This is a genomic window from Polaribacter septentrionalilitoris, from assembly GCF_009832745.1.
GTDB classification, from domain to species: Bacteria; Bacteroidota; Bacteroidia; order Flavobacteriales; family Flavobacteriaceae; genus Polaribacter; species Polaribacter septentrionalilitoris.
The window spans coordinates 1-12924 of sequence record NZ_VRMJ01000028.1 but is presented as its reverse complement, the minus strand read 5'-3'; the positions used below and the strand labels follow the sequence as shown (position 1 = coordinate 12924).

Here is a 12924-nt window from a genome sequence, read left to right as displayed (position 1 = left end):
TCAAAAATATTGCTTATTTATTTAAAAATTAGGGAATTGAAAAATGTTTTGTAAGATTTTTTAAAGTCTTAAAATAGATTACATATTTTGTTAAGTGTAAAAAAAAAGGCCTTCTTTTTTGTTATTTTCATAGTAAAAATAAAAAAAAGAAGGCTTGATGTAAGTTTATTTGTATTTGTAAGCAATCATACCTAATGGAGGTAATGTTAATTCTACTGAATTTTCTCTACCATTCCATTCTTTTTGATCTGAAGTTAATTTGGTGTTTTTGTAATTGTTAGTGCCATTGTATTTTTTGGCATCACTATTAAAAACTTCTTTTAAAGTTCCTGCTTTTGGTAAGCCTACTCTATAGTTTTCTCTAGGAACAGGAGTTAAGTTTAAAATAACAATAACATTATCTTTTTCATTTTCTCCTTTTCTAATATAAGACATCACCGAATTTTGGTGATCTCCATGGTCAATCCACTCAAAGCCTTCGTGTGAAAATTGCTTTTGATGTAAAGCAGGTTCTTTTTTGTATAGTTTATTTAAGTCTTTAACTAAAGCTTGCGACCCTTTATGAACATCATAATCTAAAAGATGCCAATCTAAACTTCCTTGGAAATTCCATTCGCTTGTTTGTCCGAATTCACCACCTTGAAATAATAGTTTTGTTCCTGGATGAGTGAACATTAGGCTGTATAATAATCTTAAATTCCCGAATTTCTGCCACTCATCACCAGGCATTTTATCTACGATTGCCTTTTTACCATAAACAACTTCATCATGAGATAAAGGCAACATAAAATTTTCTGTAAATGCATAATTTAAACTAAAAGTCAAATCATTTTGATGATGCTTTCTGTAGATAGGTTCTTTTTCAAAATAATCTAAAGTATCGTGCATCCACCCCATCATCCATTTCATACCAAAACCTAAACCTCCATCATAAATTGGTCTAGAAACTTTAGGGAAAGAAGTAGATTCTTCTGCAATGGTTTGTACATCAGGGAAACTTTCATAAACAGCAGCATTCATTTCTTTGATAAAACTAATCGCTTCTAAATTTTCTCTTCCACCAAATTCATTTGGTTCCCATTGACCTTCTTCTCTTGAGTAATCTAAGAATAGCATTGAAGCTACAGCATCAACTCGTAAACCATCTGCATGATATTGGTCTAACCAAAAAATTGCATTACTGATTAAGAAAGATTTTATTTCGTTTCTACCATAATTAAAAATTAAACTTTTCCAATCTTGGTGGTATCCTTTTCTTCTATCTGGATGTTCATATAAGTGAGATCCGTCAAAGAATCCTAAGCCATGGTCATCAGAGGGAAAGTGAGAAGGCACCCAATCTAATAAGACTCCAATTCCTTTTTCGTGAAACTTATCTACTAAATATTTAAATTCATCTGGATATCCAAAACGAGATGTTGGTGCAAAATATCCTGTTAGTTGATATCCCCAACTTGGGTCATAAGGATATTCCATAATCGGCATAAATTCTACGTGCGTAAAATTCATATCATCAACATAATCAACCAATTCATCAGCTAAATCTCTGTAGCTTAAAAAGCGGTTTTCTTCAATTTGTTTTTTCCAAGAGCCTAAATGAACTTCATACACAGAAAAAGGCGCATCTAAAGCGTTGTTTTTCTTTCTGTTTTTCATCCACTTTTTATCTTGCCACTCGTAATTATCTTCCCAAACTTCTGATGCCGTTCTTGGAGGATGTTCACATCTTCTAGCAAAAGGATCTGCTTTTTCTGTGCTTATATCGTTATTAGCACTTTGGATTTTGTATTTATAAGTTGCTCCTTTTCCAACTCCAGGAATAAATCCTTCCCAAATCCCACTTCCGTCCCAACGAACGTTTAGTTGGTGTTCTCCTTCTAACCAAAAATTAAAATCTCCTACTACAGAAACCATTTTTGCACTTGGAGCCCAAACTGAGAAATATGTTCCTTCTTCACCATCTACAGTAATAATATGAGAACCAAATTTTTCGTAAAGACGATAATGTTTACCAGCTTGAAAAAGATTGATATCGAATTCTGAAAAAAGACTGTGTACTTTTGTTTGTGCCATAATTTTTATGAGTTCAAAATGTTTGCAATACCCTTTAGCGGAATAATTGTCCATTTGGGTCTTGAGTTAAGTTCATAGCCTAACTCGTAAATTGCTTTTTCTAATAAGCAATATTTTAGTAAATATATTCTTTCGTTTGTGTAACCAATAGATAAATTTTCTTGTTGGGTTACTTCTCTGTAGGTTTCTAAAAATACTGAAACCATGTATTTGTATAATAATTCTCCAAAATCAAAAAGCTCTTCTTGAGATTTAGAATAGTTCTTTTGGTTATTGAAAATTGTAGAATAAATTGCATAATGAAAAGATCTAAATAAACCAGCAACATCTTTTAAAGGAGGTTGTTTTACTTTACGATCTCTAATGGTGCTTTCTGGTTCTCCTTCAAAATCTAAAATACAGAAATCATCATCTTGTACTAAAACTTGTCCTAAATGATAATCGCCATGAATTCTAATGCGTTCTCCTTTTAATTTTGTCCAATCAAAATTTACTAGACGTTTTCTGATTTCATTTTTATTGTCTAAAAATTCTTGAGCCAATTGTAAAGAATTGCCCTCTAATTTATGCAAATTATTTTCTGTAAGATTTAATCTGTTTTGAAATTGATAGGTTAACCTGTTCTTTAACCAAACTGTATAATCGCCATTAAAACGAGTAGGAGTAAATGCAGTTTCTTCGAATTCAGAGCCTAAAGCAATGTGCATTTCTGCAGTTCTTTTGGCTAAGAGTTGAATTTTATTTAAAAAATTTAAGCCAATCCAATCTACAATTTGAGGAGGAAGTTCAGCTATTTTTTTTCTTTTAAAAATTTCAATATCTGGTAATTCTTTAAAATCTATTTTTTTACTGTCTATTGAGGCATAAATAACATTCAGCTCCTTTAAAAAGTATTCCCAAGCATCACCATTATTGGCAACTAATTTTTGCATCAGTCCAATAGTAATGTTAGTGTTTTCAGAATCGATGATATTCATACTCCCTAAATACGGAGGAGTATTTTTAAAATCTTTTTTATCTGATAAAAAACGACTCATTTCATAGTCTGGATTTTTATCTGCATAAATTCTTCTAAAAAACTTTAAAATAAATGCATCATTGTAAATAATTGATGTGTTGCTTTGTTCAACTCCCATGAACCTTGATGATTCATATTTTGGAAAATTAAAACCTTCTGTTTTATGATATTGAACTGGAGTTTTATCAATAGGTAATGCAGAACTTATTCTTTCATAAACTACTTTTCTAAAGGCTTCTAAATGCATTGCATCAATAATAAAACCTTCTTGATTTTTTAGTTTTATAGGTAAAATTCTGTTTTCTTTAGCAAAGTTTTCATCGGAAATAAATGCTATTGGTAAAAAGTAATGATGATAGAAGGCCTCTACAAAATCGACTTCTAAAATCAATCCAAAATAAACTTCTCCTCCTTGTTGAATTCGGAAATATTCGCTTAGTTCTATGTATTTGAGTTTGCTAGATTTTCCTCCATACCAACGTTGCTTAATAATATAATCTTCTAAAACATCTGATAAAAAAACGTTTACAAAATCTTTGTCTTCTATTAATTCTTCCCATTTACTTTCGGATGAAAATAGTTTTGAATTAGATTTTGTATTTGTTTTTTCGATCATATATTATTTGTTGATTTTAAAGATATGAAAAGGTAATGTTGCATGTAGTTCTACATAATTCCATTCGTTATACCAATTGTAACTATTTCTAGTTACCAAATCGACAACCTCAATTTTATGCCCGTGATTGATCCCTAAATCATGTAATGGTAATTGAACAGAACCTGTTTGCGCGTTCCAAGCATCTAAACTTATAATGGTTAAGGTTTCGTTAGTTTTATCATTATTCCATTTATAAAATGCAATCAATTGATCGTTACCAGTTTCTACAAATTTAATATTATTGGTTTGTTGAAAAGATTCGTTCTCTTTTCTAATATGATTTATTTTAGAAATTAAAGTAGTTACTTTATTTTCTTTGAACCAATCGTAATGACAAAGTTGAAATTTTTCAGACATATAATATTCCTCTTTTCCAGGAATAGGTTCGCTAATCATTTGTTCAAAAACAGGACCGTATATTCCGATACTAGAACTTAAGGTTGCTGCCAAAGCATAGCGTTGCAAATATTTGCTTTCTGGAGCTCCTTGTAAATGAAAAGGATTAATATCTGGTGTGTTTGGCCAGAAATTAGGTTGCATATATTCTTTTTGTTCTGTTTGAGTTAAATCGTTCATGTATTCAATCAACTCATGTTTAGAATCTCTCCAAGTAAAGTAAGTATATGACTGCGTATAACCTTGCTTAGCCAATTGTTGCATTACTTTAGGTTTGGTAAATGCTTCTGCCAAAAAGATAATATCTGGATGCTGTTTTTTTACTTCAGTAATCACCCAATTCCAAAAATAATAAGGCTTTGTGTGTGGATTGTCAACTCTAAAAACGTTAACTCCACAATCAATCCAGTACAATAAAGTATCTAAACATTCTTGCCATAGGTTTTTATAATCTTTGCTTTCCCAATAAATAGGTAAAATATCTTGGTATTTTTTTGGTGGATTTTCTGCGTATTGCACAGTTCCATCTGGTCTCCATTTAAACCAATCTGGATGTTCAGTTACCCATGGATGATCTGGAGCTGCTTGTAAAGCATAATCCATTGCGATTTCAATATCTAATTCTTTTGCAGCAGCAATTAAGTTTTTAAAATCTTCTACGCTACCTAATTGTGGATGCAAATCTTTATGACCTCCATGTTTAGATCCAATTCCCCAGGCAGAACCTACATCACCATCTTGAGCAACTGTAGTATTATTTTTTCCTTTTCTGTTTACTTCACCAATTGGATGAACAGGAGGGAAGTACAACGTGTCAAATCCCATTTTAGAAATTCTAGGTAACAATCGATGGCAGTCATTAAAGGTGCCGTGTTTACCTTCTTCTTCTGATGCAGATCTTGGAAAAAATTCGTACCAAGTAGAAAACCTAGCCTTTTTACGGTCTACGTATACTTGATATTCATTAGAAAAGGTTGATAGAATTTTATCTGGATTATTTTTAAAAACAGTAGTTAACCTCTCTGAAACGGCTTCTTTAATGGCTTCGTTATAAGTTTCTGAGTTTTTAAAAATATAGATTAAATGCAACAAGTAATCTTTGTCTTCTGCAGGAACACTATCAATAATTACCTGAATTATTTCTGCTCCTTCTAAAAGTTCTGAATTTACGTGCTGATAATCATCAATTTTACGCTCAATTCCATGTTGCCAGTTTAAGGCATAATCTACCCAACCTTCAACTTTATAAGAATAAAAACCTTGTTTTGTTACTTGAAAACTAGCAGCATATTCATCATTAAAAGTTGGAGTCATTCTTAATTCAGACCAGTCATTATCGCTTTCGTGCTTGTAATGAACAGCAGCTTGAAGAACATCATGCCCATCAATTAAAACATCTGCACTTATATTTACTATTTCATCAAGAACTCTTTTAATAAAGACATTACCACAATTTATTTGTGGAGCAACATTTTCTACTACAATTCTACTTTGATTTTGCATTAGTTTAGTTAATTTTTGAAAATAAAAAAGTGATTATCCGATGATAGTTCCTTTAGCAATAGTTGCATCTTTTTTGATAACAACAATTCCATCTTTCACCATATAAGTATCAGTTTCAGTATCTTTTATATGAGTACCGCCATTAATTCTTACATCATCTCCAATTCTACAGTTTTTGTCTACAATACAGTTATGAATATAGCATCTATCTCCAATTCCCATCATAATATCTATATTGTTTTTGGCAACTTCTTCTAGGCTTTCATAAAAGTCATTACCCATCATATAGGTATTAGAAATTAAAGAGTTTTTACCAATTCTAGAACGGATGCCAATTACAGATCGTTCAATTTTTTCTGCTTGAATGATACAACCATCACCAATAACGGCTTTGTTTAAAATAGAACCAGATATTTTTGATGTTGGTAAAATACGTGCTCTGGTGTAAATACCTTTTTCATTGTATAAATCAAATTGAGGAACATCATCTGTTAAACCGATGTTTGCTTCAAAGAAAGAATCTATATTTCCAATATCTTCCCAATAACCTTCATATTGATAGCTTAATGTTTTGTGGTTTTCAATAGCCTGAGGTATAATTTCTCCACCAAAGTCATTAGTATCAGGGTTTTCCATCAACTTTTTCAATAAATTTCTATTGAAAATATATATACCCATTGATGCGAGATAATCTCTGCCTTGAGCTTTCATTTCATCACCCACATCAGAAGTCCAATCTGGTAATAATTCTGCTCCTGGTTTTTCGATGAAAGAAGTAATAATATTTTCATCATTTGTTTTTAATAACCCAAAAGAAGTAGCGTCTTTGGCGTTAACAGGATATGTAGCTATTGAAATTTCAGCTCCACTTTCTTCGTGTTTTTGAATCATATCATTAAAATCCATTTGATACAATTGGTCACCAGAAAGAATTAAAGCATATTCAAAATCATTTTGTAAAAAGTGATGCATACTTTGTCTAACAGCATCTGCTGTTCCTTGGAACCACTTGTCACTATGAATGGTTTGTTCTGCTGCTAATACATCTACAAAAGCAGAACTAAAAAAACTAAAGTGATAGGTATTTTTTATATGTGCATTTAAAGAAGCTGAATTAAACTGTGTTAATACATACATCCTTTTAATATCTGAATTGATACAATTTGAAATAGGAATATCTACTAATCTATATTTACCAGCAATTGGTACAGCAGGTTTAGATCTATCTTTTGTTAATGGATATAATCTTGATCCTTGTCCTCCACCTAGGATAATTCCGAGTACTTTATTGTTAATCATTTAGTTATTTTTTTAAGGATTTGTATAGTTCTTCTACTTGTTTTGCAATGGATATCCAGTCAAAATAGTCTTCCACTCTTTTACGGCCCTTTTTAGCCATGGTGTTTCTTAATTCTGGATTATTAATTAATGTATTTACTCCTTCTGCTAAGTCTCTGGCAAATTTATCTGGATTAACAGGTTCAAATGGTGCTGAGCCTTGTTGTTCTACAGGAACTAAAATACCTGTTTCACCATCAACAACAACTTCTTTAATTCCTCCAACAGCACTAGCAACTACAGCAGTGTCACAGGCCATCGCTTCTATGTTTATGATTCCAAAAGGCTCATAAATCGAAGGACAACAGAAAACATCTGCATGAGAATATAGTTGAATAATTTCTTCTTTTGTAACCATTTTATCAATCCAGATTACATTTTTACGAGTCTTTTTAACTTTGTTTACTGCATCTTCCATTTCTTTACCAATTTCTTCTGTGTCTGGAGCACCAGCACAAAGCACAATTTGAGTATCTGGATCTATATATTTAATAGCATTTACTAAATGGATAATTCCCTTCTGTCTAGTTATTCTTCCCACAAAAAGAACATAAGGTTTGTTTTTATCAACACCATATTCGTCTAGAGTGTCGGTTTCAGAAGTTTTTACATATTGTTGTAGATTAATACCATTGTATATTACTTTTACTTTCTTTTCATCAACATCAAAATGTTTTAACACATCTTCTTTTGTTTCTTCAGAAACAGCAATTAAAGCATCTGCCATTTCTATTGCTGTTTTTTCAACCCAAGAAGAAGCGTCGTAACCACGACCTAATTGTTCTCTTTTCCAAGGGCGTAAAGGCTCTAAAGAATGAGTTGTAATTACTAAAGGAATTCCGTAGCATAATTTAGCAACAATACCAGCAAAGTGGGCATACCAGGTGTGGCAGTGCACAACGTCTGCATCAATTGCTTCAGCATTCATATGAAGCCCTGTGCTAAGTGTTTTAAAAACCGCTTTTAATTTATCATCAGTATTGTCAAAAAGTGGGTTTTCATAAGGAAAGCCTTTTACAGTTAGATTTTCACTACTGTCATTTTGATCCCCAAAACAACGTACATCAATATCGATAAGTTTGGCTAATTCTGCTGCAAGATATTCAACATGAACACCAGCACCACCATAGACATAAGGAGGGAATTCTCTGGTAAAAAAAAGGGCTTTCATAAATAATTTGAAGTTTAAATTGTTGGTTGATTTGAACTCATAATATAGTTAAATACTATTAAAAAAGCCAAAAAACAGAGTTCATTTATTTGTTAAATATTATTTTGTTAAACCTTTAAAAATAAAACTAATATATTAAGTTCTATTGCAAAATCATCAGTATAATTTGAAATATATTGAGAATATATTAGCTGTAAATAGTTAAGGTTTAACTATTTCTTTGTTTGTTGATTTCGTCTTGAAGTTGCCTCCTCAATTTTTGCTCTCTTTCAAGAGATTTTTTTCTGTGTTGCTCAAATTGTTGTTCAACATCTAATAAATTATCTTGAGCTTCTTTAGTTAAAACGTTACTTCTTGTATACTTAAATATAAAGTAAAATAAGCCTGTTAGCATTAGTATAATTATTGACCATAAAATTAGGTTATATGAACTTTTACTAAGATGTATACCAAATAAAGAAATGGAATTTTCTTTTTGCAGCGCAATATCTAAATCTGATTTTGTTTTAGATAGTAAATCTTTGGTTTTAGAAATGTTATCTCTTTCAGTTTTTAGAAGGTTTTCTTTTTCTGAAATAATTTTGATAGAAGATTTTAACGAATCCAAGACATTTTCTTTTAATGATATGTATTTTTGAATATCAATTACTTTGTATCTTTTGGGAGTGTCTTTAGGTTTGTAAGTGGTAGAGGTTCTGAATATTTTATCAAATTGACTCTCAATAGAGTTTGATTCTTCAGTAGTTTCTTGAGCAAAAGTTAATGAGATAAAAAGTAAAAATATTGTGGTTGTGTAAAATTTCATTGTAGAATAGTTTAGAAATGTAAATTTATAAAAAAAACCCAAACAAAATGTTTGGGTTTTTTTATAAGCAAGTATTATTATTTATTTTATTTTTTCTACAACTGCCTTAAAAGCTTCTGGGTTGTTTACAGCTAAATCTGCTAAAACCTTACGGTTTAATTCGATGTTATTAGCTTTCACTTTTCCCATAAACTGAGAGTAAGACATTCCGTGTAAGCGGGCTGCTGCGTTAATACGCGTAATCCATAAAGAACGGAAGTTTCTCTTATTGTTTTTACGGTCTCTGTATGCGTATAGCATACCTTTTTCAACCGCATTTTTTGCTACTGTGTAAACGTTTTTACGTCTTCCAAAGTAACCTTTTGCTGCTTTCAAGATTTTTTTTCTTCTATTTCTTGAAGCTACTGAATTTACTGATCTTGGCATAATTTCAATGTGTTTTGTAGTAGGCGATTCATTAAAGAATACTTTCTATTTTTGCCTAACTCCATGGTTAATAATTAAATTCCCTTGTTAAACTTATTTCAAGTTTAATTGTTGTTTAATGTTAGCTTCATCAGACTTGTGTACTAAAGTATCATGAGTTAACTTTAACTTACGTTTTTTAGACTTCTTTGTTAAGATGTGACTTTTAAACGCGTGCTTTCTTTTTAATTTACCAGTACCAGTAACTTTAAATCGTTTCTTAGCACTAGATTTTGTTTTCATTTTAGGCATCTCTCCTTCGTTTTAACTACTTGCTTAATTTTATATCAAACTACGTCATCAGTAAAAAACTGATTTTATAGACTTGTTATTTTGTCTTTTTTGGAGCGATAAACATAATCATACGTTTACCTTCTAACTTTGGTAATTGCTCCACTTTACCATATTCTTCAAGTTCTTGGGCTAATTTTAATAATAAAATTTGACCTTGCTCTTTAAAGATAATTGACCTTCCTTTAAAAAATACAAATGCTTTTAATTTAGCTCCATCTTGTAAGAACTTAATTGCATGTTTCTTTTTAAACTCATAATCATGCTCATCTGTTTGAGGTCCAAAACGTATTTCTTTAATAGTCACTTTTGTTGCTTTAGACTTTAAAGCTTTTTCACGTTTCTTTTGCTCATACAAGAATTTCTTGTAATCAATAATTTTACAAACAGGAGGTTTAGCTTTTGGTGATATCTCAACCAAATCTAACTCTTGTTCTCTGGCCATTTCCTTAGCTTTCGCTAACGGATATACACCAACTTCAACGTTATCGCCAACTACACGAACTTCATCAACATATTTGATTTTGTCGTTAATTCTGTGTTGATCCTCTTTGATTACTCTTAGTGGTCTTCTAGACCTGCTTCTTCTAATTGCTATGACTTATAAATTTAAATTTAACTTATGACTGATTTCCAGTCGCTTATTTTTTTCTTGACGAAATTCAAATTTAATTAAAATTTCTTCAAAGTTTTACTTTCTTCCTCTTTTATTAAAGATTTAAACTCTTCTATGGTAAAAGTTCCTAAATCTCCTTCACCGTGTTTTCTAACAGAAACTGTGCCATCTTGCTCTTCTTTCTCTCCAACAATCACCATAAATGGGATTTTACTCACTTCTGCATCACGAATCTTACGTCCAGTTTTTTCACTTCTGTCATCTACGAGGGCGCGAATTTCGGAATTTTCTAGCGATTCTAAAACTTTTTCTGTATAATTTTGATATTTCTCACTGATTGGCAGTATAATAACTTGATCTGGTGTTAGCCAAAGTGGGAAATTTCCACCTGTATGTTCAAGTAATACCGCAATAAAACGCTCCATAGAGCCAAATGGTGCTCTGTGAATCATTACAGGTCTGTGAGATTGGTTGTCAGATCCTGTGTAAGTTAAATCAAAACGTTTTGGTAAATTGTAATCAACTTGAATTGTACCTAATTGCCAGCTTCTTCCTAAAGCATCTTTTACCATGAAGTCTAATTTTGGTCCGTAAAAAGCAGCTTCACCTTCTTCTATCACAAAATTCAAGCCTTTATCTGTTGCTGCATTAATAATTGCTTGTTCAGCAATTTCCCAAGTTTCAATATCACCTATATATTTATCCAAGTTTTCCATATCTCTAATAGAAACTTGTGCGGTAAAATCTTCAAAACCTAAAGAACCAAATACATATAATACTAAATCAATAACATCTTTAAATTCTTGATCCAATTGTTCTGGAGTACAGAAGATATGTGCATCATCTTGTGTAAACCCTCTAACACGAGTTAGCCCATGTAGTTCTCCACTTTGTTCGTATCTATAAACTGTTCCAAATTCTGCAAATCGTTTTGGTAAATCTTTATAAGAATAAGGTTTAAAGTTGTAAACTTCACAGTGATGTGGACAGTTCATTGGTTTTAATAAAAACTCCTCATCCATTTTAGGAGTTTTTATCGCTTGAAAACTATCTTCTCCATATTTTTCATAATGCCCAGAGGTAACATACAATTCTTTCTGTCCAATATGAGGAGTCATTACCATTTCGTACCCTGCTTTTTTCTGAGCAGCTTTTAAGAAGTTTTCCAAACGAGCACGTAAGGCAGCTCCTTTTGGCAACCACAAAGGCAAACCTTGACCTACTTTTTGAGAGAAAGTAAACAATTCTAATTCTTTACCTAATTTTCTGTGATCTCGTTTTTTTGCCTCTTCTAAAAGTTCTAAATACTCTTTCAACATTTTTTGTTTCGGGAAAGAAATTCCATAAACACGTGTCAACTGATTATTCTTCTCATCACCACGCCAATACGCACCAGCAACATTCATGATTTTCACAGCTTTTATAATGCCTGTATTTGGAATGTGTCCTCCTCTACATAAATCAGTGAAATTACTGTGGTCACAAAACGTGATGTCTCCATCAGTTAAATTTTCAATCAATTCAACTTTGTATTCGTTATTTTCTTTTTGGTATTTAGCTAAAGCATCTGCTTTAGAAACTTCACGCATTTTAAACTCGTGTTTTCCACGTGCTATTTCAAGAAATTTTTTCTCGATAGCATCAAAGTCTTTTTCAGATATGGTTTTATCACCTAAATCTAAGTCATAATAGAACCCATTGTCAATTGCAGGACCAATAGTTAGTTTTGCATTAGGATGAAAACTTAAAATAGCTTCAGCTAAAACATGCGCAGAGCTATGCCAAAAAGCTTTTTTACCACCATCATCATTAAATGTGTATAAAACTAAAGAACCATCTGAGGTTAATGGAGTAGTGGTTTCAACAGTTGTACCGTTAAAATTCGCAGAAATTACGTTTCTTGCCAATCCTTCACTAATGCTTTTAGCTACATCTATAGGAGTGCTGTTTTTTGCAAACTCCTTAATACTTCCGTCAGGTAAAGTAATTTTAATCATTTAATGTAAATTATTTTGAGGCTGCAAAGATATTAGAAAACAATTTTTCATACAATATATATATGTACTTATTAATAAGGATTATTTTGGTGTTACCTTCCTAAGGTCAGGTCGGGCTTTTCACTATATCTTTTTATGTCTGATTTATTTCAGAATCTCATAGCTTAATAAAATATTTTGATCATTAAGAAGTATGGATTGTAACTCATCATAAAAAGGATGCCGTTTCAATCCCTAACACGAGCCATTGAATAGATTTTTTTGAAAAGCAATACATTTAATTCGTTTAAAGCGTATTAAAAGTTTTATAAATCAATAATAATTTACACCCAATAATTATTTGGGAATGGTAGTTTGGTTTATAACTTGTATAAGTTATTAAATAAACCATAAAAAACTTACAGGTATAAGTGGCGATTAATAAGGGAGTTAAAATAGAATTTAAGAATAAATAAAAAAAGATGCTAAAAAGACTTGTGAGATTAAAAATGGGTTGTATATTTGCACCCGCTAAGCGAAAAAACAAATAGTTTTTAGAGCGAGGATTAGTTCATTGAGAAGTTGTTTTAGGTTGTATTTATTAGTTGTTTTAA

At 31.3% G+C, this 12924-nt stretch carries 10 protein-coding genes; all 10 read right to left on the bottom strand.

Going from position 1 to position 12924, the window contains the following annotated elements; translation table 11 throughout:
- Nucleotides 1-165: 165 nt before the first annotated feature.
- Entirely contained in the window at nucleotides 166-2073 is a 1908-nt protein-coding gene (glgB, locus tag FP421_RS06035) for a 1,4-alpha-glucan branching protein GlgB (RefSeq protein WP_159948625.1), read from the bottom strand.
- A 5-nt stretch (nucleotides 2074-2078) separates the two neighbouring features.
- On the bottom strand, nucleotides 2079-3707 hold the full coding sequence (locus tag FP421_RS06030; RefSeq protein ID WP_159948623.1) for a trehalose synthase: 1629 nt from the start codon (nucleotides 3705-3707) through the stop codon (nucleotides 2079-2081).
- A 3-nt stretch (nucleotides 3708-3710) separates the two neighbouring features.
- Nucleotides 3711-5648 (bottom strand): alpha-1,4-glucan--maltose-1-phosphate maltosyltransferase, encoded by a 1938-nt coding sequence (locus FP421_RS06025; RefSeq protein ID WP_159948621.1) that lies wholly within the window; start codon nucleotides 5646-5648, stop codon nucleotides 3711-3713.
- A gap of 33 nt (nucleotides 5649-5681) precedes the next feature.
- A complete protein-coding gene (locus FP421_RS06020; protein ID WP_159948619.1) occupies nucleotides 5682-6947 on the bottom strand; it encodes a glucose-1-phosphate adenylyltransferase in 1266 nt (421 codons plus the stop codon).
- Between the two features lie 4 nt (nucleotides 6948-6951).
- Nucleotides 6952-8157 (bottom strand): glycogen synthase, encoded by a 1206-nt coding sequence (gene glgA, locus FP421_RS06015; RefSeq protein ID WP_159948617.1) that lies wholly within the window; start codon nucleotides 8155-8157, stop codon nucleotides 6952-6954.
- A 208-nt stretch (nucleotides 8158-8365) separates the two neighbouring features.
- Nucleotides 8366-8962, bottom strand: coding sequence for a hypothetical protein (locus FP421_RS06010; RefSeq protein WP_159948615.1), 597 nt, complete (start codon nucleotides 8960-8962; stop codon nucleotides 8366-8368).
- Between the two features lie 81 nt (nucleotides 8963-9043).
- Entirely contained in the window at nucleotides 9044-9388 is a 345-nt protein-coding gene (gene rplT, locus FP421_RS06005) for a 50S ribosomal protein L20 (RefSeq protein ID WP_159948613.1), read from the bottom strand.
- A gap of 93 nt (nucleotides 9389-9481) precedes the next feature.
- Entirely contained in the window at nucleotides 9482-9679 is a 198-nt protein-coding gene (rpmI, locus tag FP421_RS06000) for a 50S ribosomal protein L35 (RefSeq protein WP_159948611.1), read from the bottom strand.
- Nucleotides 9680-9755: 76 nt separating this feature from the next.
- Complete coding sequence (gene infC / locus FP421_RS05995) at nucleotides 9756-10274, bottom strand: translation initiation factor IF-3 (RefSeq protein WP_262885939.1); 519 nt, start codon at nucleotides 10272-10274, stop codon at nucleotides 9756-9758.
- 116 nt (nucleotides 10275-10390) lie between these two features.
- On the bottom strand, nucleotides 10391-12331 hold the full coding sequence (thrS, locus tag FP421_RS05990; RefSeq protein ID WP_159948609.1) for a threonine--tRNA ligase: 1941 nt from the start codon (nucleotides 12329-12331) through the stop codon (nucleotides 10391-10393).
- Nucleotides 12332-12924: the final 593 nt, after the last annotated feature.